The 24,207-nt window shown below is 64.2% G+C and carries 22 protein-coding genes; 8 read left to right on the forward strand and 14 right to left on the reverse strand.

Annotation, left to right across the window (positions count from 1 at the left end; translation table 11 throughout):
* Window position 1: 1 nt before the first annotated feature.
* Window positions 2–1,378, forward strand: coding sequence for a UDP-N-acetylmuramate:L-alanyl-gamma-D-glutamyl-meso-diaminopimelate ligase (gene mpl, locus HY019_RS16055; RefSeq protein WP_290694071.1), 1,377 nt, complete (start codon window positions 2–4; stop codon window positions 1,376–1,378).
* A 42-nt stretch (window positions 1,379–1,420) separates the two neighbouring features.
* Here the strand turns inward: mpl and ugpQ are convergent, their stop codons facing one another.
* Entirely contained in the window at window positions 1,421–2,233 is an 813-nt protein-coding gene (ugpQ, locus tag HY019_RS16060) for a glycerophosphodiester phosphodiesterase (protein WP_290694072.1), read from the reverse strand.
* Window positions 2,234–2,470: 237 nt separating this feature from the next.
* Between ugpQ and HY019_RS16065 the strand changes: the two genes are divergently transcribed.
* Entirely contained in the window at window positions 2,471–6,478 is a 4,008-nt protein-coding gene (locus HY019_RS16065; protein ID WP_290694073.1) for an FAD/FMN-binding oxidoreductase, read from the forward strand.
* Window positions 6,479–6,480: 2 nt separating this feature from the next.
* The gene (locus tag HY019_RS16070) at window positions 6,481–6,927 is read left to right on the forward strand and encodes an HIT family protein (protein ID WP_290694074.1); all 447 of its coding nucleotides are present in this window, start codon (window positions 6,481–6,483) and stop codon (window positions 6,925–6,927) included.
* Between the two features lie 6 nt (window positions 6,928–6,933).
* Here HY019_RS16070 and HY019_RS16075 read toward each other — a convergent pair whose 3' ends face one another.
* Window positions 6,934–7,596 (reverse strand): TetR/AcrR family transcriptional regulator, encoded by a 663-nt coding sequence (locus HY019_RS16075; RefSeq protein ID WP_290694075.1) that lies wholly within the window; start codon window positions 7,594–7,596, stop codon window positions 6,934–6,936.
* A gap of 125 nt (window positions 7,597–7,721) precedes the next feature.
* On the opposite strand from HY019_RS16075, the gene HY019_RS16080 reads away from it, so the two are divergent.
* Window positions 7,722–8,609 carry a metal-dependent hydrolase gene (locus HY019_RS16080; protein ID WP_290694076.1) on the forward strand — a complete coding sequence of 296 codons (888 nt, stop codon included), beginning with the start codon at window positions 7,722–7,724 and terminating at the stop codon, window positions 8,607–8,609.
* Window positions 8,610–8,675: 66 nt separating this feature from the next.
* Here HY019_RS16080 and HY019_RS16085 read toward each other — a convergent pair whose 3' ends face one another.
* The 5 genes from HY019_RS16085 to HY019_RS16105 form a co-directional block, all read right to left on the reverse strand.
* Window positions 8,676–9,134, reverse strand: coding sequence for a cache domain-containing protein (locus tag HY019_RS16085; RefSeq protein ID WP_290694077.1), 459 nt, complete (start codon window positions 9,132–9,134; stop codon window positions 8,676–8,678).
* A gap of 17 nt (window positions 9,135–9,151) precedes the next feature.
* Window positions 9,152–9,628, reverse strand: a complete 477-nt coding sequence (locus HY019_RS16090; protein ID WP_290694078.1) for a chemotaxis protein CheW — start codon at window positions 9,626–9,628, stop codon at window positions 9,152–9,154.
* A gap of 20 nt (window positions 9,629–9,648) precedes the next feature.
* Entirely contained in the window at window positions 9,649–11,760 is a 2,112-nt protein-coding gene (locus tag HY019_RS16095) for a chemotaxis protein CheW (RefSeq protein ID WP_290694079.1), read from the reverse strand.
* 51 nt (window positions 11,761–11,811) lie between these two features.
* Window positions 11,812–12,174: a response regulator gene (locus HY019_RS16100; RefSeq protein WP_035039376.1), complete on the reverse strand. Its 363-nt coding sequence runs from the start codon at window positions 12,172–12,174 to the stop codon at window positions 11,812–11,814.
* 67 nt (window positions 12,175–12,241) lie between these two features.
* Window positions 12,242–12,691, reverse strand: a complete 450-nt coding sequence (locus HY019_RS16105; RefSeq protein ID WP_290694081.1) for a hypothetical protein — start codon at window positions 12,689–12,691, stop codon at window positions 12,242–12,244.
* Between the two features lie 230 nt (window positions 12,692–12,921).
* On the opposite strand from HY019_RS16105, the gene HY019_RS16110 reads away from it, so the two are divergent.
* Window positions 12,922–14,124, forward strand: a complete 1,203-nt coding sequence (locus HY019_RS16110; protein ID WP_290694083.1) for a response regulator — start codon at window positions 12,922–12,924, stop codon at window positions 14,122–14,124.
* A complete protein-coding gene (locus HY019_RS16115) occupies window positions 14,121–14,750 on the forward strand; it encodes a response regulator transcription factor (RefSeq protein ID WP_290694085.1) in 630 nt (209 codons plus the stop codon). The genes HY019_RS16110 and HY019_RS16115 overlap by 4 nt, the downstream gene beginning before the upstream one ends.
* 36 nt (window positions 14,751–14,786) lie before the next feature.
* On the opposite strand, the gene HY019_RS16120 is transcribed toward HY019_RS16115, so the two are convergent.
* Window positions 14,787–17,204, reverse strand: a complete 2,418-nt coding sequence (locus tag HY019_RS16120) for a UvrD-helicase domain-containing protein (protein ID WP_290694087.1) — start codon at window positions 17,202–17,204, stop codon at window positions 14,787–14,789.
* Between the two features lie 149 nt (window positions 17,205–17,353).
* Here HY019_RS16120 and HY019_RS16125 point away from each other — a divergent pair, with 149 nt between their 5' ends.
* Both HY019_RS16125 and HY019_RS16130 read left to right on the forward strand, forming a co-directional pair.
* On the forward strand, window positions 17,354–18,580 hold the full coding sequence (locus HY019_RS16125; protein ID WP_290694088.1) for a YjgN family protein: 1,227 nt from the start codon (window positions 17,354–17,356) through the stop codon (window positions 18,578–18,580).
* A gap of 8 nt (window positions 18,581–18,588) precedes the next feature.
* Window positions 18,589–19,695, forward strand: coding sequence for a M48 family metallopeptidase (locus HY019_RS16130; RefSeq protein ID WP_290694090.1), 1,107 nt, complete (start codon window positions 18,589–18,591; stop codon window positions 19,693–19,695).
* Between the two features lie 6 nt (window positions 19,696–19,701).
* On the opposite strand, the gene HY019_RS16135 is transcribed toward HY019_RS16130, so the two are convergent.
* From HY019_RS16135 to HY019_RS16160, 6 genes are all read right to left on the reverse strand, one after another.
* Window positions 19,702–20,868: a nitronate monooxygenase family protein gene (locus tag HY019_RS16135; protein ID WP_290694263.1), complete on the reverse strand. Its 1,167-nt coding sequence runs from the start codon at window positions 20,866–20,868 to the stop codon at window positions 19,702–19,704.
* Window positions 20,869–21,029: 161 nt separating this feature from the next.
* Entirely contained in the window at window positions 21,030–22,388 is a 1,359-nt protein-coding gene (locus tag HY019_RS16140) for an MBL fold metallo-hydrolase (RefSeq protein WP_290694092.1), read from the reverse strand.
* Between the two features lie 2 nt (window positions 22,389–22,390).
* Complete coding sequence (locus HY019_RS16145) at window positions 22,391–22,795, reverse strand: YqjK family protein (RefSeq protein WP_290694094.1); 405 nt, start codon at window positions 22,793–22,795, stop codon at window positions 22,391–22,393.
* Window positions 22,795–23,181 (reverse strand): phage holin family protein, encoded by a 387-nt coding sequence (locus HY019_RS16150; RefSeq protein WP_290694096.1) that lies wholly within the window; start codon window positions 23,179–23,181, stop codon window positions 22,795–22,797. Before HY019_RS16150 ends, HY019_RS16145 begins: the two co-directional genes overlap by 1 nt.
* Window positions 23,182–23,238: 57 nt before the next feature.
* Window positions 23,239–23,550 (reverse strand): DUF883 family protein, encoded by a 312-nt coding sequence (locus tag HY019_RS16155; RefSeq protein ID WP_290694098.1) that lies wholly within the window; start codon window positions 23,548–23,550, stop codon window positions 23,239–23,241.
* A 48-nt stretch (window positions 23,551–23,598) separates the two neighbouring features.
* Window positions 23,599–24,045, reverse strand: a complete 447-nt coding sequence (locus tag HY019_RS16160; protein ID WP_290694100.1) for a universal stress protein — start codon at window positions 24,043–24,045, stop codon at window positions 23,599–23,601.
* Window positions 24,046–24,207: the final 162 nt, after the last annotated feature.

The following is a 24,207-nucleotide window of genomic DNA, read 5'->3' on the forward strand; positions in this document are numbered from 1 at the left end:
CATGCACATCCATATCCTCGGCATTTGCGGCACCTTCATGGGTGGCGTGGCGGCCCTGGCCCGTGAAGCGGGCCACCGTGTGACCGGCTGTGACGCCGGTGTCTACCCCCCCATGAGCGACCAGCTGCGTGCCCTGGGCATTGAGTTGATCGAGGGTTATACGGTTGACCAGCTCAAGCTCGAACCCGATCTGTTCGTGATCGGCAACGTGGTCTCGCGCGGCAACCCCTTGATGGAAGCCATCCTGGATGCCGGCCTGCCCTACACCAGTGGCCCGCAATGGCTGAGCGAAAACGTGCTGCAAGGCCGCCATGTGCTGGCCGTGGCCGGCACGCACGGCAAGACCACAACCACGTCCATGCTGACCTGGATCCTGGAGTTCGCAGGCAAGCAGCCGGGCTTCCTGGTGGGGGGCGTGCCACAGAACTTCGGTGTGTCGGCAAGGCTGGGGGACACCGCTGCCGATACGCGCCCCGCAACGGGCCACCCCTTCGTGATCGAAGCGGACGAGTACGACACCGCGTTTTTCGACAAGCGCAGCAAGTTCGTGCACTACCGCCCCCGCACGGCCGTACTCAACAACCTGGAGTTCGACCACGCCGACATCTTTGCCGACCTGGCCGCCATCGAAACGCAGTTCCACCACCTGGTGCGCACGGTGCCCGGCACCGGCCGTCTGGTGGTGAACGCCCGCGAAGAAGCGCTGGAGCGCGTGCTGGCGCGGGGCTGCTGGAGCGACGTGGCACGCTTTGGTGTGCGCGGTGATGTGCCGGGCTTCCGCGCCCGTGGCGAGCCGCACGCCTTTGATGTATTGAAGGCGGGCGTGCTGGTGGGCCGCGTGGAATGGGCCCTGCTGGGCGAGCACAACCAGATGAACGCGCTGGCGGCCATTGCGGCGGCCGAGCACGTGGGTGTGACGCCGCAACAGGCCTGCGAGGCCCTGGGGCAGTTCGCCAATGTGAAGCGCCGGCTGGAGTTGCGTGGCGAAGTCAAGGGCGTGGCCGTCTATGACGACTTCGCGCACCACCCCACGGCCATCCGCACGACCGTGGACGGTCTGCGCCGCAAGGTGGGCCCGGCCAGCCGCATCCTGGCGGTGTTCGAGCCACGCTCCAACACCATGAAGCTGGGCACCATGAAGGCCCTGCTGCCCTGGTCACTCGAAGAGGCTGACCTGGCCTTTTGCCACAGCGGTGGCCTGGGCTGGGACGCCAACGAGGCGCTGGCTGAAATGGGTGAGCGCGCCATCGTGTCCGACAACATCGACACGCTGGTGACCAAGGTGGTCAAGGCGGCCAAACCCGGCGACCAGATCCTGTGCATGAGCAACGGGGGCTTTGGCGGCATCCACGACAAGCTGCTCAAGGCCCTGGGCTGACGCCCTGGCGCTGCTTGCCGGGGCCCTTCGTTCAGGCGATGTTCAGGCGATGAATTCTTCGGCCACGTACATCAACTGAGCGGGGTTGGCGCCCAGGCGGGCCTGAGGTTCAAACAGGTCGACCCGGTCCGTGATCAGCCCGTCCAGGCCAGCCAGCCACAAGGTGCTGGCGCGCGAGGCGTCGTTGACGGTGTAGGTCAGCATTTTCAAACCGACGGCGTGGCCCAACTCGATCCGATCGGCGTCGAGCTGGGTCTGGTTGACCACCAGCGCCTGGCAGCCCAGCGACTGGGCCTGGTCCACGGCGTCACGCACCCATTTGTCCAGCAGCAAGGCGCGGGGCAACTCGGGCTGCGCCTCCTGTGCAGCGTGCAAGGCGTCCACACTGAAGGAGCTCAGCAAGGGCTTGATCTGGGACTGTGCCCACAGGCGGGCCACATGTTGCGCCACGATGCGGCCGGTGCGCACTTCTTCACCAGGCGTGGGCTTGATCTCGAGATTGACCATCAGACCCAAGGCCTGCAGCCAGCGCGAGAGCGCCTCCAGGCGCAGCAGCGGCTCCCCGGCGTAGGTGCGGCCGTGCCAGCTGCCCGCGTCCAGGCGGGACAGCGCGTCCCACTTGAGCACGCCGGCCACGCCCTGGCCATTGGTCGTGCGGTCCAGCTCGTTGTCGTGCAGGAGGAAGGGCTCACCGTCGGCGCTGAGCTTGACGTCGCACTCGAACATGGCAAAACCATGCTCGGCACCCAGCCTGAACGCAGCCATGGTGTTTTCGGGCGCCAGCTTGCCCGCACCGCGGTGGGCAATCCAGCATGGATAAGGCCAATGGGCGGCTTGGGGTCCGTATTGGGTCATGGCGGGCTCTACTACGCTTTGAATTCTGAACTGCTGCTCAGAATATCGATTTGAGCCAAGGCTAAACCCTTTCAGAAGACCCTGTCGGTTGCCCTTTTCTGCCCGAGGGCTTGACCTGCTGCGTTAACATCTCGCCTCAGGCGCGAAAACCACCCTCCCCCGCAGTGCCTGGGCGTTATCCCAAACCCCAGGCGAATTGCCCTTTGTTGAACCGGTTTGTTCGCGTCTGGCGCCTTCATGAACGCACCCATCGAGCTGACCCACATGACCGCCCAGGCCGCCGACGCCCATGCCGACGGCCAGCCCCGCCTGCGCGAGATTCCCTACAACTACACCTCCTTTTCGGACCGTGAAATCGTCCAGCGTTTGCTGGGCCAGCGTGCCTGGGAGGTGCTCAGCCTGCTGCGCACCGAGCGCCAGACCGGCCGCTCCGCCCGCATGCTCTACGAAGTGCTGGGCGACATCTGGGTGGTCCAGCGCAACCCCTATCTGCAAGACGACCTGCTGGACAACCCCAAGCGCCGTGGCCAGTTGATTGACGCCCTGCACCACCGCCTGGGCGAGGTCGACAAGCGTCGCCACCCCGAGGATCAGGCAGGCTCCGATGGCGCGCGCGACGCGCTGGTTGGTGAGTTGCTGAGCGCCGCGCGCAATGCCGTGGACCGTTTTGCCAAGGCCTTTGACCAGATGGGTGGCCTGCGCGAGCGCACCAACAAGGTCCTGGGCAAGGTCACCCGGCACGACAACATCAAGTTCGATGGCCTCAGCCGCGTCTCGCACGTGACGGACGCAACCGACTGGCGCGTGGAATACCCCTTCGTCGTCCTGACACCGGACACCGAAGAGGAAATGGCCGCCCTGGTCAAGGGTTGCGTCGAGCTGGGTTTGACCATCATCCCGCGTGGGGGTGGCACCGGCTACACCGGCGGCGCAGTGCCCCTGACCTGGAAGAGCGCGGTGATCAACACCGAAAAGCTCGAGGCGATGACCGAAGTCGAGATGGTGAACCTGCCGGGGCTGGACAAGCCCGTGGCCACCGTCTGGACAGGCGCCGGCGTGGTGACGCAACGCGTGGCCGATGCGGCCGAGCGCGCGGGCTTCGTGTTCGCCGTGGACCCGACTTCGGCCGAGGCCTCCTGCGTGGGCGGCAACATCGCCATGAACGCCGGTGGCAAGAAGGCCGTGTTGTGGGGCACCGCCCTGGACAACCTCGCCTCGTGGCGCATGGTCACGCCCAATGCCGAATGGCTGGAAGTGGTGCGCCTGAACCACAACCTGGGCAAGATCCATGATGTCGAAACCGCCAGTTTCGAGCTGAAGTATTTCCAGGCCGACGGCAAGACCCCGATCCGCACCGAGCGCCTGGACATCCCCGGCCGCACCTTCCGCAAGGAAGGCCTGGGCAAGGACGTCACCGACAAGTTCCTCGCCGGCCTGCCCGGTGTCCAGAAAGAAGGCTGTGACGGCCTGATCACCAGCGCCCGCTGGGTCGTGCACCGCATGCCCGGCCACGTGCGCACGGTGTGCCTGGAGTTCTTTGGCAACCCCAAGGAAGGCGTGCCCTCGATCGTCGAGATCAAGGACTTCATGTTCGAGGAGATGAAGCAGCCTGGTGGCGCCATCCTCGCAGGCCTAGAACACCTGGACGACCGCTACCTGCGCGCCGTGGGTTATGCCACCAAGAGCAAACGCGGCACCCTGCCCAAGATGGTGCTGATCGGCGACATCGTCGGTGACGACGAAGACCGCGTGGCGCGCGCCGCCAGCGAGGTCATCCGCCTGGCCAATGGCCGCTCGGGCGAAGGCTTCATCGCCGTCAGCAGCGATGCCCGCAAGAAGTTCTGGGCCGACCGCAAGCGCACCGCCGCCATCGCCAAGCACACCAACGCCTTCAAGGTCAATGAAGACGTGGTGATCCCGCTGCCGCGCATGGGCGAGTACACGCTGGGCATCGAGCGCATCAACATCGAGCTGAGCCTGCGCAACAAGCTGGCCATTGCCGATGCGCTGATCACCTTCGTGCAAGGGGGCAACCTGCCAATCTCTTCGTATCTCGGCAAGGTCGAAGATGCCGAAGAGCTGCCCAGCCCCGAGCAACTGGCCGAGAAGGTCGGTGCCGCGCTGACCCAGCTGGACAAGGTCCGCGCACGCTGGCAGTTCCTGTACGAGCACATCGACACCCCGCTGAGCACGGTGTCGGACCAGCTCGTCGCACTGGGCTACGAGCAACACCGCAACGGGACCTACACCCCGGAAGCCGGCGACACGGTCTTCAACCTGCTGCAAACCTGGACGATCCGCGCCAGCTGGAAGCGCGAGATCCGCGACGAACTGGCCAAGGTCTTCACCGGCACGGCGCTCAGCCCCATCGTGGACGAGCTCAAGCGCATCCACAAGCAGGTGCTGCGTGGCCGCGTCTGGGTGGCCCTGCACATGCACGCCGGCGACGGCAATGTGCACACCAACCTGCCCGTCAACAGCGACAACTACGAGATGCTGCAGACGGCCCATGAAGCCGTGGCCCGCATCATGAAGCTGGCGCGCGCGCTGGACGGCGTCATCTCGGGCGAACACGGCATCGGCATCACCAAGCTGGAGTTCCTGACCGACGACGAGATCGCCAACTTCACGGCGTACAAGCTCAAGGTCGACCCCGAAGGCCGCTTCAACAAGGGCAAGCTGCTGCGCGGCGCCGCCCTGAAAGCCCTGGGCGATGACGTGCACGCCGCCGACCTGACCGAGGCCTACACGCCCTCCTTCGGGCTGATGGGCCACGAGTCGCTGATCATGCAGCAGTCGGACATCGGCGACATCGCTGCCTCCGTCAAGGACTGCCTGCGCTGCGGCAAGTGCAAGCCCGTGTGCGCCACGCATGTGCCGCGCGCCAACCTGCTCTACAGCCCGCGCAACAAGATCCTGGCCACCTCGCTGCTGGTCGAAGCCTTCCTGTATGAAGAGCAGACGCGCCGCGGTGTGTCGATCAAGCACTGGGAAGAGTTCGAGGACGTGGCCGACCACTGCACGGTCTGCCACAAGTGCCTGACACCCTGCCCGGTCAAGATCGACTTCGGCGACGTGTCGATGAACATGCGCAACCTGTTGAACAAGCTGGGCAAGAAGAGCTTCCGCCCGGCTGCTGCAGCCGGCATGCTCATGCTCAACACCAACAGCCCGCAGACGATCAAGATCGTGCGCAGCGCCCTGGTGGATGTCGCCATGCCGCTGCAGCGCCTGGGCAACGAGGTGCTCAAGCTGGCCGCACGCAAGCAGACCAACGCACCACCGGCATCGGTGGGCACGGCCTCGCTCAAGGAACAGGTCATCCACTTCATCAACAAGAAGATGCCGGGCGGCCTGCCCAAGAAGACCGCACGCGCCCTGCTGGACATCGAGGACAAGGACTACGTCCCCATCATCCGCGACCCCAAGGGCACCACGGCCGATACCGAGGCGGTGTTCTACTTCCCCGGTTGCGGCTCGGAGCGCTTGTTCAGCCAGGTGGGCCTGGCCACGCAAGCCATGCTGTGGCATGCCGGCGTACAAACCGTGCTGCCACCGGGCTACCTGTGCTGCGGTTACCCGCAACGCGGTGCCGGCCAGTTCGACACGGCCGAGAAGATGATCACCGACAACCGGGTGCTGTTCCACCGCGTGGCCAACACGCTGAACTACCTGGACATCAAGACGGTGGTCGTGTCCTGCGGTACCTGCTATGACCAGTTGCAGGGCTACCAGTTCGACAAGATCTTCCCGGGCTGCCGCATCATCGACATCCACGAGTACCTGCTGGAAAAGGGCATCACCCTGCAAGGCAAGGGCGCCTTCCTGTACCACGACCCCTGCCACACGCCCATGAAGCTGCAGGACCCGATGAAGACCGTCAAGGCCCTGGTGGGTGACGGCGTCATCAAGTCCGATCGCTGCTGCGGCGAGGCCGGCACGCTGGCCGTGAGCCGCCCGGATGTGTCCACGCAGATCCGCTTCCGCAAGGAAGAAGAGATCCGCAAGGGCGAGGCCGAGTTGCGCAGCAAGGGCCTGATCGGCGAGAAGGACAACGTCAAGGTGCTGACCTCGTGTCCCGCTTGCCTGCAGGGCCTGAGCCGCTACGTGGACGATGCCCAGACCGGCCTGCTGGAAGCCGACTACATCGTGGTCGAGATGGCCAAGCAGATCCTGGGCGAGAACTGGATGCCGGACTATGTGGCGAAAGCCAACAACGGCGGCATCGAACGCGTGCTGGTCTGATCATGGGGCAGCTTGATACTTCCCGCGTGGTGGGCTGCGAGTTGTGCACCCAGGACGGCGGTGTGCTGATCCTGCGCACCGACAAACTGCGTGTGATCCGTGCGCTGGACGAGGATCACCCCGCCTTCTACCGCGTGATCTGGAACGACCACGTGGCCGAGTGGACCGACCTCGTCCCCGAGGACCGCAGCCACATCATGCAGACCGTGGCCAAGGTGGAAACCGTGCTGCGTGAGGCGCTCGCCCCCACCAAGATCAACCTGGCCTCGCTGGGCAATGTGGTGCCGCACCTGCACTGGCACGTGATCGCCCGCTTCGAATGGGATGCCCGCTGGCCCGCGCCGGTGTGGGCGCCCAAGCAGCGTGAGGTGGACGACGCCAGCAAACGCCTGGCCCTGCCGCTGCCCCAGCTCGACGCCCTCATTGCCAGCGCCCTCCAGGCGCGCTGAATTCAGTCAGCCGCCTTTGGCCGGCTCGGTGCCCGCAGCCCCCGCATCGCCGCTCTGGCGTCGGGCCAGTTGCCGCTCCATGCGCACATAGTGGCTCACCATGTGGGCCAGCCCGTCCACCAGCTCGTCATAGGAAATGGGCGGGTTCGGGTCCGACATGTGCCGGATCACGGTGAACATCCCCGCGTTGACGAAGATGTAGCTCATGGCGGCAAAGCGCTGCATCCCGGCGTATTGCGGGTTGTGCAGCAGGTACTGCACGATGATGTCACCCAATGATCGGGACACATCGGTGAGGTCAAAACGGAAATCCGCGTTGAACACCTCGCGGGCGTACTTCAGGTAGCGGTGCTCATCCCGCAGCAACAGGGCCTGGACGTCATACAGGATGAGCGGGATGGCCTCCGTCAAGGGCATGCGCACGATGCGCGGCGTCAGGGGCTGCAGCACGCCAATCAGGTCCCGCACGAAACGATCCCGCATGGCCTCGTAGATCGCTTCCTTGTTCTTGAAATACTCGTACAGGGAGCCCACGCTGACGCCGGCGATCTCGGCGATGTGGGTGGTGGTCGTGCCCGCCAGCCCGTGGCGGCCCAGGCTGATGTAGCCCGCATCCAGGATGGCTTCGACGGTGGATTTGGCGCGTTGCTGCCTGGGAATACGTTGCATGGGCGAAGACCTGAGGCCGAAATGCAGAGATCCGAATTGAATCCGAATAAACATTCGGAACAAACTGGCGCTGATTATCGTGCACGTCAACCGGGCGTGCCGCATCCACCTCTGGAGACACCTGCATGTCCGACACCGCCGCGCCACGCGCGCTCACCGGCGCCCAAGTGGGCATCCCCCCCCGTCACATCGATTTCCGCTTCTCGCGAGACAGCCAGCGCCATTTCTTCTACGACAACAACCCGCTGGCCAGCCTGATGTTTGTCGTCTTCTCCGGCATCTTCCCGCCGGGTGAGCGCTTCTTCATGGAGTCGGTGCGTCACTTCCGCGATCGCATCACGGACCCGGTGCTCAAGGCACAGGTATCGGGCTTCATGGGCCAGGAGGCGCTGCACGGCCGCGAGCACGAGCGCCTCAACGAGCTGTTTCGCGAGCGCGGGCTGGATGTCGATCTGCCTGCGCGCTACGTCCGCTTCGGGCTGCGCCAGCTGGAGCGCTTCTCGCCCCGCTTGCAACTGGCCTGCACGACCATGATGGAGCACTTCACCGCCCACCTGGCCGAGCAATGGCTGACCGACAAGGCGCTGGCCGCGTCGTCAGACCCCGAGATGCTCAAGCTCTGGTACTGGCATGCGCTGGAGGAGCTGGAGCACAAATCGGTGGCTTACGACGTCTTCGAGCTCATCGGCGGCACGCAACGCGAGCGCAAGCAGGCCGGGTGGCTGGTTGGCATCTTCGTGATGCTGCCGGTCGTCGCCAGTTGGCTGCGACTGCTGATCAAGGAGGGGCAGCTGTTCAATCTGGCGGAGAACCGCCGGGGCCTGCGCGCCTTGTTCGGGCATGGCGCCTTGATCAGCCAGGTGCTTCGCCACATGCCCAAGTTCTGGCGCCGCAGATTCCACCCCCGACAGCAGCAGACCCAGGCGCTGGAAGAGGCCTGGCGCGCCCGGCTGTTTGGCCCCGCGGGTGAACTCAGCGATGTCTACCGCAACCCCGGCAAGGCCGTCGGCTGAAAGGGGGCCCACCAAAAGCAAACGGGCCTTTGAGGGCCCGTTGTGTCGTCTCGGCTTAGCCGCACATCACTTGTAGATGCCGCCGCACACCACGGTCTCATCGAGCTTTTCGCAGTACATGCTCTTGGGCTCGATCTTCTTGGTCTCGGGGTTGGTGAACTTGTAGTCCTGCCAGAAGGTGCCATGGGTCTTGGCCATGTCGACACGCTCCTTCACGAAGGCCTTGCCGTCGATGTCCTTGAGCTCGATGAGGTTCTTGCCCACCATCTTGGCGTTGGCGCCGTGTGCGCGCACCACGCCATCCAGCCCGTAGACCACCAGATACAGGTCATGCTGGTGCCAGGTGGTATTGGCCTTGTCGCCAAACTCGGCATAGGTCTTGTCTGCGCCGGCCGACTTGATGGTGGACACGCCTTTTTTCACCATGGCCACGGCATCTTCCTTGGTGGCCCCACCCTCGGCAGCCCAGACCGAGCCGGTCACAACAGACAGTGCCAGGGCCATTACGCCAAACAGTTTGTTCATGATGTCATCTCCTGTTTTCAATCAACAAGACCCATGTCCTGGCTCATCAGCATGCTTTCAATGTCCAGCAGGATGACCATGCGTTCCCCAACCTGAGCCAGCCCACGGATGTAGGTGGCCTCGATGGCCGAGGTCATTTCTGGCGCGGGGCGCATGGCCTCGGCCGGGATTTCCATCACGTCGCTCACCGAGTCCACCACCACACCGATGGTGCGTTGACCAATGTGCAGGATGATCGACACGGTGAAGGCGTTGTACTCCGCAGAGGAGCAGCCAAAGCGCATACGCAGGTCGACGATAGGGACAATCGTGCCGCGCAAGTTGACCACACCCTTGAGGAAATGCGGTGCGTTGGCAATGCGCGTGGGGTTCTCATAACCACGGATTTCCTGCACCTTCAGGATGTCGATGCCGTACTCTTCATCGCCCAGGCGGAAGGTCAGGTACTCGCGTGCCAGGTCGGCCTGCACGTCCAGTTTTTCCATCATGCCCATTGCATGGTCTCCTGTTGAACTCAGTGACGCGAGCGGCGCACGAGGCTGCCCACGTCCAGAATCAAGGCCACTCGGCCGTCACCCATGATGGTGGCGCCCGACACATCGTTGACCTTGCGGTAGTTGGTCTCGAGGTTCTTGACCACCACTTGTTGTTGCCCCAGCAGTTCGTCGACCAGCAGGGCCACACGGCCGCTTTCTGCCTCGACCACCACCATGATCCCGCTGTTGTGCTCCCAATCGAATCGGGGCACCTGGAAGACTTTCTCCAGCTCGATCACCGGCATGTACTCGTCACGCACTTCGACCACGCGGCCCGAGCCACCGATGGTCTTGACCATCTCCTGGCTGACCTGGAAGGACTCGACCACCGACGACAGCGGCAGGATGTAGACCTCTTCGCCCACGCCCACGCTCATGCCATCCATGATGGCCAGGGTCAGGGGCAGGCGAACCGCCACGCGCATGCCGTAGCCTTCGGCCGAATCAATCTCGACCGTGCCGCCCAGCGAGGTGATGTTCTTCTTGACCACGTCCATGCCCACGCCGCGGCCGGACACATCGGTCACCACATCGGCCGTGGAGAAGCCGGGGGCGAAGATCAGGTTCCAGACTTCGGAGTCGGTCAGGCTGTCGGGTGCATCAATGCCCTTTTCGCGGGCCTTGCGCAGCAGCTTCTCGCGCGACAGGCCACGGCCATCGTCACGCACTTCGATCACGATGGAGCCGCCCTGATGGGAAGCGGCCAGGGTGATAGTGCCGACTTCGGGCTTGCCGTTGGCAATGCGGTCTGCAGGCATTTCGACACCGTGGTCGCAGGAGTTGCGCACCAGGTGGGTCAGCGGGTCGGTGATCTTCTCGACCAGGCCCTTGTCCAGTTCGGTGGCTTCACCCTGGGTGACCAGCTCGACCTTCTTGCCCAGCTTGTTGGCCAGGTCGCGCAGCATGCGGGGGAAGCGGCTGAACACCGTCGACATCGGAATCATCCGGATCGACATCACGGCCTCTTGCAGGTCGCGGGTGTTGCGGTCCAGATCGGTCAGGCCTGTCACCAGTTGCTGGTAGACGACCGGGTCCAGGCCGCGGCTGTTCTGGGCCAGCATGGCCTGGGTGATCACAAGCTCGCCCACCAGGTTGATGAGCTGGTCGACTTTTTCCACGGACACGCGGATGGTCGAGGCTTCGAGTGCGGCAGCGGGCTTCTCGGCCTTGGGCGCCGCAGGCTTGGCCACGGCGGTTGCAGGCTTGGGCTGCTGGGGCTCGACAGCCGAAACGGGGGCAACAGGCTGCGCGGCGGCGGGGGCGCCAGGCGCATCGTCGAAGAAGCCGTAGCCCTTTTCAGATGCTTCAGCCTGCGCAGCGGGTGCGGCAGGGGTGGCGGCATCACCGTAAGGCAGGAAAGCCACTTGCTCACGCGCCACATGGAAGGTGAACAGGTCCAGCAGTTCGGATTCGGCGGAGGCGGTCTCCACCTTGAAGCGGCGGGTGGCATCCAGGGATGGGTCATCGGGCAGCGGTTCAATGGTGCCCAGATCGGTGATTTCCTTGAACAGGTCCACCAGGTTGTCGGCCTGCGAGAGGTCGTTCAGCGGGCCCACGCGCAGCTCGACGATGCGCTTGCCTGTGGTTGCAGCCGTTGCCGCAGCCGCGACAGGTGCCTGGGCCGCAGGCGCTTGCGCCTTGGCAACAGGGGCCTCCGCAGCAGGCGGCGCCTCGCCGGCCACCATGGCGCGGATGTTGAACAGCAGGCCCGAAGTGTCCACCTCTTCGCCACCGGAGCCCTGATGGCGTCCCAGCATGGCCTTGAGGGCATCGCCGGACTGCAGCAGCACGTCCACCATGGGCGGCGTGGGCACCAACTCATGGCGGCGCAGCTTGTCCAGCAGCGTTTCCATCTGGTGAGTCAGCTCGGCCACATCGCTGAAACCGAAGGTGGCGGCACCACCCTTGATCGAGTGCGCGCAACGGAAGATGGCGTTCATCTCCTCGTCATCTGCCGCCTCGATGTCCAGCTCCAGCAGAAGCTGTTCCATGTTCTCAAGGTTCTCACCTGCTTCTTCGAAGAAGACCTGATAGAACTGACTGAGGTCAATGCCTGCTGCCGCGCTGTGATCGGTGCTTGTGTCTGCCATCTCTGACTCCTGAAATTCGTCGTGACGCCCGTGGACCTGGCTCTCGCCCGGTTAACGGATCACCTTCTGGATCACTTCGATCAGCTTGGTCGGATCAAAGGGCTTGACCAGCCAGCCGGTTGCACCTGCGGCGCGGCCTGCCTGCTTCATCTGATCGCTGGACTCGGTGGTCAACATCAGGATCGGCGTCGTCTTGAACTGGGGAGATTCGCGCAGCTTCTTGGTCAGGCTGATGCCATCCATGCGCGGCATGTTCTGGTCGGTCAGCACCAGATCGAAACTGCGGCCCTGCGCCTTTTCGTAGGCATCCTGGCCATCGACCGCTTCGACGACGTTGTAGCCAGCGCTCTTGAGCGTGAAGGAAACCATTTGACGCATGGATGCAGAATCGTCGACGGCAAGGATCGAGTGCATGTCGCTCTCCGGGGCTTAATTGAATGCTGGTTAGGCGGACGTTATTTCGGCTGGTGGGACGGCTTCTTTAGAACAACTCCACCGATCCGGCGTCCACCTCGTCCTGGGTGACCGGGTTCGGCTTCATCGGGGCCTCGTCCACCACCGCCACGCCATCGGGATCGTCGTCCCCCAGCGCGTCGCGGGCAATCTGGTCGGCGCAGTTGCGCAAACGCTTGTTCGTGTGGGCGATCAGCTGCGTCGCCATGTCCTGAAACTGCAGGGCGGTGACGGTCTTGTAGAGCGTCTGCCTCACGGCCTGCAGATGCGGCGTGACCTCGTGCCCCAGATCGATGACTTCACCCAGTTGGCCGGCCGTTCCGTGAAATCCTTCCATCAGGACCTCGCAGGCATCGTCCAGCAGGCGCTGCAGGCGCTCCAGGTCATGGTGGGCGGTCATCAAGTGATCTTGCAGCTCGGCTGCCAATAACAATGGCATCTCGGGCGGCGGGGTGTCGACGGGATCGTCGTAGCTCATCTTGGCTCCACTCAACCAGATTACGAACGGACCGTCTTTGACCAGACGGCATGGCACAAGGACGTTGTCGGCTGAATTCGGGTGATCCTTAATACCGAAATCAATCAGATCACGCGGCTTTGCCAGTTGTTAGAATTTTTCGCATTTCCCGGTGTGAGGTGATCACAATGACACGGGAAAACTTGGCGTATATCGCCAGATCGAACCAGCGAAGGAAGTCCGTGTCCGATATGTCCCCATTGACGGATCCCGCCCAGACCGGCGTCACGCCCATGCCGCCAGTGAAGCTGCGTGTCCTGCATCTGGAAGACAACGACGAGGACCATGCCCTGGTCGCCATCCACCTGCGCCGTGGCGGGATCAACACCGACATCGTGCGCGTCGAGAACGAGGCGGCGCTCATCGAGGCCCTGGAGCAGGACTGGGATCTGATCCTGTCGGACTACAACCTGCCGGGTTACTCCGGCCTGGCGGCGCTGGACAAGGTCCGCTCCATGGGCAAGCTGGTGCCCTTCATCCTGGTGTCGGGCGAAATCGGAGAGGACATCGCCGTGCAGGCCATGCGCAACGGCGCCAACGACTACCTGCTCAAGAGCAACCTGGCCCGCCTGGCGCCCGCCGCCCTGCTGGCCATCGAGGCCAACCGCACCCGCATCGCCAAGCAGCGTGCCGACCTGGCCCTGAGCCGCTCGCGCCAGCAGCTGCGCGAACTCGCCCAGCACTTGCAGACCAGCATCGAGCAAGAACGTGCGGCCATCGCCCGCGAAATCCACGACGATGTCGGTGGTGCGCTGACCGCCGTCAAATTCGACCTGGCCTGGATTGCCCGCCACGCCAGCTCGCCAGAAATCGCCGAGCGCGTCCAGCAGGCCCTGGAATCCGTTGGCCACGCCCACGAGGCCAGCCAGCGCATCATGCACAACCTGCGCCCGGCCATCCTGGAGCAAGGCCTGGTGGCCGCGCTGCAATGGATGAGCGATCGCTTTGCCAAGCGCACCGGCCTGAACGTGGCCTTCCGCACCAGCCATGAGCAGCTGCAACTGGCCCCCGGCGTGCCCCTGGTGGCCTACCGATTTGCACAAGAAGCGCTGACCAATGTCTCCAAACACGCACAGGCCAGCAAAGTCAGCGTCGATCTGACGCAAGCTGGTGGCGTCCTGTCCATCGAAGTGACTGACAATGGCCGAGGCTTGAATGCAGAGGACTTGGCCAAGGCCCGCTCCTTCGGCATCCGCGGCCTGCATGAGCGTGCTGAAACGGTGGGCGGCTGGGTGGACATCAGCAGCAACCCGGACGGCACGACCTTGATCCTGTCCGTGCCGCTGTCAGGCCCGGAAAATGGTTTCATCGATCGACTGTTGCCCGATCTGGAAGCCAGCGCGTTGGGCAACGAGGCTGACCCTGACGACCCCACCGTATGGGGCAAACTATGATCAAAGTCATTCTCTGCGACGACCATGCCCTGATCCGACGCGGTATCCGCGACACGCTGGCCGATGCACCGGACATCGATGTGGTGGGGGAAGCGGCCGATTACGGCGAATTGCGCACCCTGCTGCGCGACAAGAGTTGCGATGTGCTCGTGCTGGACATCAACCTGCCCGGCCGCAGCGGCCTGGACGTGCTGCACGTGCTCAAGGAAGAAGGCAGCACGCTCAGGGTGCTGGTCGTCTCCATGTACCCCGAAGACCAGTACGCCATGCGGGCGCTGAAGGCCGGTGCATCGGGCTACCTGAACAAAGGCAGCGACGCCGCGCAGATCGTGGCGGCCGTGCGCACCGTGGCGCAGGGCAAGAAGTACGTGACCCCTGAGATGACGCTGATGCTGGTCGAGAACCTGACCGCACCGGCCCAGGAGGACGCGCACCAGAAGCTGTCTGACCGCGAGTTGCAGACCCTGGTGATGATCGCCTCGGGCAAGCGCCTGTCGGACATCGCCGAGCAACTGCTGCTGAGCCCCAAGACCGTGAGCGTGTACCGCGCCCGCGTGCTGGAAAAGCTCGGCCTGACCAACAACTCCGACCTGATCGCCTACGCGATCCGCAACGGCCTGGTCTGATACCACGCCGGGCCAGCATCCGGCCCGGCCTGCGCCTTATTCGATCGGCGTGAGCTTGGCGACGCTCAGCATCAGCCACTTCGTGCCGTGACGCCCGAAGTTGACCTGCACGCGGGCATCCGGCCCATTGCCCTCCAGGGTCAGCACCACGCCTTCGCCAAACTTGTTGTGGAACACGCTCTGGCCCACACGCAAGCCCCCTTCGGTTTTGGCCTGGGCCATCTTGGTGGGCAGCGGTGCGGTCAGGTCCTTGAAGTCGTCCTCCTTCTTGGCGCCGTAGTACTGGCCACCGTAGCCACCTCGGCTGCCCCCCTCACCTGAACCACCACTGGATCGGTAAGGCTGAGCCCCGGCCCCCACCATGGACCCCATGCCCTTGCCGCTGGCCCAGGCATCGTTGTAGGACTTGGCAAAGCCCGATCCAAAGCCCTGGTTGCGCGGCGTGAGCCACTTGAGCGCGCCCTCGGGCAACTCATCGAGGAAGCGGCTCTTGATGTTGTAGCGGGTCTGGCCGTGCAGCATGCGCGTCTGGCTGAAGCTGATGTGCAGGCGCTGGCGGGCGCGGGTGATGGCCACGTACATCAGGCGGCGCTCTTCCTCCAGGCCATCGGTGTCGTTCATTGAGTTCTCGTGCGGGAACAGGCCCTCTTCCAGCCCGGTCAAAAACACGTTGTTGAACTCCAGCCCCTTGGCGGCATGGATGGTCATCAGCTGCACGGCATCCTGGCCTGGCTGGGCCTGGTTGTCGCCCGCTTCCAGCGAGGCATGCGTCAGGAAGGCCAGCAAGGGCGAGATGATTTCGCCCGTTTCAGCGTCAGGCAGGGTGTCAACCTGGGCCACGGCCGCAGGCAGGCCCTGGGCAATGGTGCCAGCGGGCTCGTCCACGGGCAGGGCCACGGCGTCCTTGCCAAAGCCCTCCTGGGTCACGAAGGCTTCGGCGGCGTTCACCAGTTCGGCCAAGTTTTCCAGGCGCTCCTGGCCTTCCTTCTCTGCGCGGTAGAAATCGGCCAGGCCCGAGGCCTCCACCACGTGCTCGATGATCTGGCGCAGCGTCAGGCCACGGGTGGCCTCGCGCATGGCATCAATCAAGGCGACAAAGCCTTGCAGGTTGGCGCCAGTCTTGCCTGGCACCGCCGTCACGCTCTGTCCCAGACTGCGTCCAGATGAACGCGCCGCATCCTGCAAGACCTCCACGCTGCGCGCGCCAATGCCACGCGCCGGGAAGTTCACCACGCGCAGGAAGCTGGTGTCGTCATTCGGGTTCTCAAGCAGGCGCAGGTAAGCCAGCGCGTGCTTGACTTCAGCCCGCTCGAAAAAGCGCAGGCCGCCATACACCTTGTAGGCCACACCGGCGTTGAACAGCGCCGATTCGATCACCCGCGACTGCGCATTGCTGCGGTACAGCACGGCCACTTCATGCAGGGGCTGGCCTTCGCGTTTGAACTGGCGGGCCTCGTCCACCACCCACTGGGCTTCGGCAAAGTCGCTGCTGGCCTCGTAGATGCGGATGGGTTCGCCCTGCCCTGCGTCGGTGCGCAGGTTCTTGCCCAGGCGGCGGCTGTTCTGCGCGATCAGGGTATTGGCCGCATCCAGGATGTGGCCAAAGCTGCGGTAGTTCTGCTCCAGCTTGATCACGCTGGGCACGCGGAACTCGCGCTCGAAATCGGCCATGTTGCCCACCAGCGCGCCGCGGAAGGCGTAGATGCTCTGGTCGTCGTCGCCCACGGCAAACACGCTGTTGCCGGTGACGGCGGGGTTGCCGGCGAACATCTTCAGCCAGGCGTACTGCAGGCGGTTGGTGTCCTGGAACTCGTCGACCAGGATGTGCTTGAAGCGGCGCTGGTAATGCTCACGCACCTCGGGGTGGTCGCGCATGATCTCGTAGGTGCGCAGCATCAACTCGGCAAAGTCCACCACGCCTTCGCGCTGGCACTGGTCTTCATAGGCCTGGTAGACGGCCAGTTGCATGCGGCCCAGCTCGTCGCGCGGCTGGATGTCCTTGGGGCGCTGGCCGGCATCTTTGGCGTTGGCGATGAAATAACTGGTCTGCTTGGGGATGCACTTTTCTTCGTCGAACTTCAGCGCCTTGATGATGCGCTTGACGGCGGAGAGCTGGTCCTGCGTGTCCAGGATCTGGAAGGCCTGAGGCAGGCCGGCGATCTTGGCGTGTGCGCGCAGAAAGCGGTTGCACAGGCCGTGGAAGGTGCCGATCCACATCGCCCGCGTGTTGACGGGCAGCATGGCCGACAGGCGCGCCTGCATCTCCTTGGCCGCCTTGTTGGTGAAGGTCACGGCCATGATGCCCGCGGGGGACACCTGCCCGGTCTGCAGCAACCAGGCGATGCGCGTGGTCAGCACACGGGTCTTGCCCGAACCCGCACCCGCCAGGATCAAGGTCGGGCCAGGTGGGGCCGTCACGGCGGCCAACTGCTCCGGATTGAGGCCCACCAGCATGGGGGAATTGCCTGCAGGGGGCTGTTGAGGAAACAATCCAGGGGTGTCAGTGCGCTCGTTCATCTAAAAATTGTAGGCGGGCTTGCCGGACATACCTGGTTAAAGGCCATCAAAGGCCTGGCCATCACACAAAAAAAACAGGGAAAAACATGAACCAGCTTCGCCTGCCCGGCCCGCCAGCCGGCGGCATGACCGCCTCGCCCTTCATTTCCGCGATGGGCGCGCGGCCGGCCAGCCTGCACACCATCCATTTCACCGGCTCGGGCAGCGAATATTTCAGGATCTGGGTCGTCAACCTGTTGCTCACACTGGTCACCCTGGGGCTCTACTACCCCTGGGCCAAGGCGCGCAAGCTGCGCTACTTCTATGGCAACACCTTCGTGATCGGCCACCCGCTGGGCTTCCATGGCAACCCGCGCCAGATGCTGCGCGGCTTTCTGCTGGTCAGCCTGCTCATGGTGCTGTATGGCGTGGCGGGGCGGGTGTCGCCCGTTTCGGGCGCTGTCGCCGGGCTGATCCTGGCTGCCCTGTGGCCTGCGCTGCTGCGCTCGTCCCTGCAGTTCCGCCTGTCGCAAACCAGCTGGCGCGGCTTGCGCTTTCACTTCACCGGCTCGCTCAAAAGCGCCTACATGGTGTTCCTGAACCCCATGCTGATTGGCGTGGGCGTGATGATGCTCAGCGGCATCCTGATGGCCTTTCTGCCGCGCGACCTCGGCAAAGCCGTGGTGCCCATGGTGCTCTCGGTGGTCATGGTGCTGGGCAGCCTCGCGCTGGCGCCCTACATGATCTGGCGCATCAAGCGCTATCAGCATGCCCATTACGCACTGGGCCAGCTGCAGACCACGTTCAAGGCCACTTACCGCAACGTCCTGGCCATCTTTCTGAAAACCGGCCTGCTGACCCTGGCCGCGGCCACGGGCCTGGTCCTGGTGGGCGGGCTGCTGGGCTCGGTGCTGGGCGGTGGGCACATGGCCCCCCGGCCAGACCCCAAGCAGTTGCTTTCCGCCATGTCCATGATGCTGCCCGTGCTCGCTGGTTACATCCTGCTGACCCAGGTCATCGTGGCGCCCTACTTCAGCGTGCACCTGCAAAATCTGGTGTGGACACAAACCGGCAACCGGGTGGTGCGCTTCAAAAGTCACCTGCGGTGGTCTGACATGGCCGGCCTGGCACTCAAGAACTGGCTCCTGATCATGCTCACCTTCGGCCTGTACTGGCCCTTTGCCGCCGTGGCACTGGCACGGGCCCGGCTGCAAGCCATCGTGATCCACACGCGCCAGGACCCGGACACGCTGGTCGGTCAGGCACGCCAGGCTTGCGCCAACGCCACAGGAGACCTTGCCGCGGACCTCGCCGGCATTGACCTCGGGCTGTGATCCAGCCCATGTCGTCCTCTCACCAACTGTCGGTGGCCTATTTCGATGGCCTGACCGCCCGCGCCCAACCCGTTCTCATGTGGGTGGAGCGCGGCATGCTGCAGTTGTCCGGGCCTGGCCTGATCCGGCAGGTGCCACTCAACAAGGTGCAGTGGAGCGAGCGCACGCGCCATGGCGCCCGCCTGGCCCACTTCACCGACGGGGGCACCATCCAGGCGGTCAACCCTGCGGACTGGGACAGCTGGCTGGACCACCATGACCTGGGCGCCCCACTCAGCACACGCGCACACCAGAGCTGGCGATGGACCATGCTGGCGACCACCGTCTTGCTGATGGTCGCGGTGATGGGCTACTGGTGGGGGCTGCCGCTGGCAGCGAGGTTCGTCGCGCCGCTGATCCCACAGGCGGTAAGCCAGCAGGTCGGCCGCGCCACTTTGCGGGCCATGGACGAGCAATGGCTCAAGCCCAGCCAGCTCAGCCAGCAGGAACAGGCGCGCTGGCGTGTCTCGCTGTCCAAGGCCATTGCGCAAGGGCTGGATGGCGCAAGCGCAGACACAAACGCCACACCACCGCCCATCCAGCTTCAATTCAGGCAGGCGCGCATCGGGCCCAATGCCTTTGCCCTGCCAGATGGCAACATCGTCATCACCGACGAGCTGATCGGCCTGCTGCACGACCGCGAGGACGTTCTGATCGGCGTGCTCGGGCATGAGATCGGGCACATCACGGGCCGCCATGGCTTGCGAGGCCTGATTCAGGCAGGTTTGCTCGGGGTGATCAGCAGCGTGGCGTTCGGTGACTTCAGCACCGTACTGGCCAGCGCCCCTGTCCTCATGGGGCAACTCGCCTACTCACGTGATCTGGAGCGCGAGGCGGACGACGCGGCCATCGTCTTCATGCACCGCAACCACGTCCGCCCATCGGTGATGAGCGTGTTCTTTCAGCGCATCAAAGATGAGGGACAACACAAGGGCCATGCTGCCCCCCCTGCAGGCGATGACACCGACAAGCGCATCGGCATTGCATTCAGCAGCCACCCGGCCGACGCCGAGCGCCTGGCCCACTTCACCTCAGCCGACATCGACAAGGGGCTTGAAGCCCCGGCTCACCCCTGAGCAGGATCAGGCCGCAGCGGCCAGCGCCGCTTCTTCGCGCGTCAACAAGCGCTCCATCAGATCCCGCACGCTGCGGATCTGGCTGCCAAAGGGCAAGGCACCGGTGCCGCGGAAGAACAAGCCCTTCTTGACGTCACCCCGCATGGCCGCAGCCAGCTGGTTGTCGATGCAGAACTGCCCCCAGCCTTGCAGGCCATCGCGCAGGCCACATTGCGCCAGGCAATCAAAGGCCTTGGTGCAGCGCTTCTTGGCATGGCTGACCGCCTGCAAGCGTGACTCGATCTTCAAGTAAGCCTTCAACCAGGGCGTGGCCACGGCACGCGCGGGCAAGCCGGCCACGCTGGTGAACTCGACCATGTCCTCGTCACGGGCCTCGGCCAGCACACGCTTGAACTCCGGGTGCGCGTCGCCCTCCAGCGTCACGGCAAAAGGGGTCCCCAACTGCACGCCATCGGCACCCAGGTTCTGGATACGGCGGATGTCCTCGTGCGTGCGGATGCCACCTGCAGCGATCAGGGGAATGTGCTTTTCGATCCCGGCAGAGCGCATGAAGGCCAGCACCTCGGGGATCACACGCTCGAAATCAAAACGCGGGTCATTGAGATCGGCGATCTTGGCCGCACCCAGGTGCCCACCGGCCAGCCGCGGGTGCTCGATCACGATGGCATCGGGCAGGCGCTTTTTGCGCTCCCACTTCTTGATGATCAACTGCACGCCACGCGAATCCGACAGGATCGGGATCAGCAAAGCCTTGGGGTGATCCTGAGCCAGATCCGGCAAGTCCAGCGGCAGGCCGGCGCCCACCACCACCGCATCAATGCCGGCCTCCAGCGAACGCTTTACATAGCCGGCGTAGTCACTGACGGCGCGCATCACATTGATGGCCAGCAGGCCACGCCCCTGGGACAGCAAGCGTGCGGCTTTGACCTCACGCTCGACCGCCTCCAGATTGGCGGCATTGATCCGCTCGCGGGTATCGTCGTCCTGCCCGATACGGGATGACAGCCCCTGCGTGCTGGCCATCAGATCCGGGTGATGCCGGCGGATGTCCACGCAAGACAGTGTGCCCATGCCGCCCATGGCCGCCACGCTGCCCGCCAGCTTGTGGGCCGACACCCCGATGCCCATGCCCCCCTGCACGATGGGCAAAAGCGCCCGCCCACCCAGGTGCATGCTGCGCAGCCCACTGGCGCCGAACTTGCGCGCCAGGTCCACGTCAACATGATCCGAGGGGAGTGAGGGCGATTCGAATGTGTCGTGCGTCATGGGCAGCGTTCAAAAATGAAATTGCCCCCGACGGTAACGGCCTGACGCGCTCGCGGCTTTGCGACAGGTCAACTCAGGTCCACCGCGTCCCTGTAATCCGGTACGCTGGCGTTCCAGTCCAGGTCTTCGCCCACACGCAGGCGCAGGGTATCGGCCGCCTGAGGCTCGCCATGGTTGATGAAGACGTGCTCGGGCGCCTTGCCCAGGGCCTTGAGCCAGGCCAGCAAACCGGCCTGGTCGGCATGGGCCGACAGCCCCTCGATCTGCACCACCTCGGCGCGCATGGGCACGTACTCGCCAAACATCTTGAGCGAGGTCGCGCCCGCCGCCAGGGAAGCCCCACGCGTGCCACCGGCCTGAAAGCCGCTGAGCACGATCGAGTTGCGCGAATGCGGCCCATAGTGCGCGATATGGTGCAACACGCGTCCCCCCGTCACCATGCCACTGCCCGCGACGATGATCATCGGGTAGCGCTGGCTCATCAAGGCCTTGGACTCTTCCACATCGCGCACGAAACGCGTCATCTGGCGAATGCCATCGCACTCTTCTTCGGTGAGGCGGTGCTCCGCACGGTGCCGCTCATACAGGCCCGTCGCGGAAATGCCCATCGGGCTGTCCAGGATCACCGGCATGTCGGGGATGGCCTTGGCCTCCCGCAAGCGATAAAGCGCATAGAGCACGCCTTGCGTACGCCCCACAGCAAACGCAGGGATGATGACCACGCCGCCACGCGCAGCGGTACGCCTCACCACATCACCCAGCTTCTCGATCGGGTCCAGCTCAGGGTGCAGGCGATCCCCATAGGTCGACTCGATCACGACCCAATCGGCCTGTTGCCCGGTGGCGGGCGGCAGCATGACCAGATCGTCATCGCGCCCCAGGTCGCCTGAGAACAGGGCTGTCTTGCCCTGGTACTCGATGGCCACGCTGGACGCGCCCAGGATGTGCCCGGCACGCGTGAAGCGCACCCGCACATCCTCGTCCAGCTCCACCACGCCGTCTGGCGGCACGCGCTTGATGTGCTTGAGGCAGGCCCGCACGTCCTGCACGGTATAGAGCGGCTCGGCAGGCTTGTGCTTGGTCGCGCCGTGGCGGTTGCGGTAGCGCGCCTCTTCTTCTTGCAGGTGCGCCGTGTCCAGCAAAAGCACCTCGCACAGGTCGGCCGTGGCCGCTGTGGCCCAGATGGTGCCCTTGAAGCCATGGCGCGTGAGCAAGGGCAAGGCGCCGCTGTGGTCGATGTGGGCATGGGTCAGCAAGACGGCATCCAGGCTGGCCGGATCAAACGGCAGGGGCGCCCAGTTGCGCTCACGCAAGGTCTTGAAGCCCTGGAACATGCCGCAGTCCACCAGCATCCTCACATCCCCGGCTTCAACCAGCGTCTTGGAGCCGGTCACCGTGGCGGTTGCGCCATAGAACGTCATGCGCATGGTCATGCCTTTGTGATGTCTTGGTTTTCCGGGTTCATGGGCGAGCCATCTTTCGCGCTATTGATTGAGCGATTGGCCGAGCTATTGGCCACGCCATTGAACTGCGCCAGCAAAGGCAGCACCACGGGCTGCAAACGCTGCCAGGTCTGCCAAACCCACAGGCCTCGGCCTGCCAGGCGCACCACGCCCTTGGGCCGCCAGACAGCCAGCGCCACGGCGGCTGCCACCACCCAATAGGGATGGCGCCCCACCCAGCGCCCCGTGGACACAGCCCGGTCCGCCAGCCCCGCCAAGGGTGCCACGCGGGCATCGACCTGCAGCGCAAAGGCATGCCGCAACACAGCGCTGCGCTGGCGCAGCATGCGCTTTTTCAAAGCCAGTTCAGCCATGCGAGCCGACATGCGCATCACCCTTTCTGGTCAGGCTCAGACGAGCCCTTGGCCGCCGCCAGCAAGGCGTCGTGATCATCCTGAAGCTCAGCCAGTGTGGCGGCCAGCATGCCCTCCGGCGATGCCGTGATCGCTTGAACGCGCTTGACCGCCCACAGGCACACCGCCGCGAAAGCCAGCGTCAACAAGCCCAGCACCAGAAGCGGGTGCGTGTCCCAGAACAGCACGGTGATGAAGCCGGCCAGGAACACGCTCGCCACGGTGCCCATCAAGATGGCCACGGCCCCCCACCCCAGCACCGCCAGCAGGCGCTGCTTCTCTTCCTCGACCTCGGTGGCCAGCAGCTCCAGCCGCGTCTGGAAGATCGCCATCAAGGTGGCGGCCAGGCCCTGCACCGAGGACATGAGCCGCCCCCGATGCGCCTGAGCTGATTGGGACGATTGATCGGCGGATTCAGCCATTCATCGACGGCCCAGCAGCAGGCCGATCAGCAGCCCCGCGCCTGCGGCAATGCTGATGGACTTCCAGGGGTTCTCGTGTACGTATTCGTCAGTCACCTTGGCGGCGGCCTTGGCCTTGTCCACCACGGCGGCCTGCGCCTCGATCAGCCCCGTCTTGGCGCTCGACAGCGTGGCCTGCACGCGCTTGCGCAACTCGGCCACGCCCGCACCGGCGTCACCAGCAGTAGCCGCCAAAAGCGCCTCTGCATCAGCCATGACCAGTTGCAGGTCGGCCATCAGCTTGTCCTTTTGGGTGGAAGTCAGTTCGCTCATGTCATGCTCCTTCGGTTGTTAATTGATCAAACGGGAATCAAACAGGGATCAATGCAGGATCAACAAGGGCACCTGGCTGTGAGCGAGCACGCTCTTGGCCAGCGAACCATGAATCAGGGCATCCAGACCGTGGCGACCGTGCGTGGCCATCACGATCAGGTCACAGGCCTGCTTGCGCGCCGTGTCCACGATGCCCTGCTGAACGTTGTCGGTGATCATGAACTGGCCATCAAAATGCACCCCGGCCTCCTTGGCCCGGGCCGCAAACGCTTCGAGAATTTCACGGGCATGCGCCTCACAGCGCTTTTCATGCTCCTGAAACGTGGCCACGTCATAAGCCACGGCGGCCTGCTCGACCACCAGCACGGGCAGTGGCGGCTCGGCTGTGAACCCGGTGATCGACGCGCCCAGCATCTTGGCCAGGCCAATGCTGTGCTCAATGGCCTTGTTCGACAACTCGCTGCCGTCTACCGGCACCAACAAATGTTCGTACATGAGGGCCTCCTAACGCCTTGCATTGCAACTTCAGTCAAGCGACTGATCTGGCTTCATCCTAGATCGCGAATCGCTTCACGCCAACACCTAAAACCACACAACAACATCAAAACCTCAGGTTTTTGATCCATGACATGAAAGCCTGCCAGGCCAGAAAGCCTC

The sequence above is a fragment of the Aquabacterium sp. genome (assembly GCF_016195855.1).
In the GTDB taxonomy this organism is placed as follows: domain Bacteria; phylum Pseudomonadota; class Gammaproteobacteria; order Burkholderiales; family Burkholderiaceae_C; genus Aquabacterium.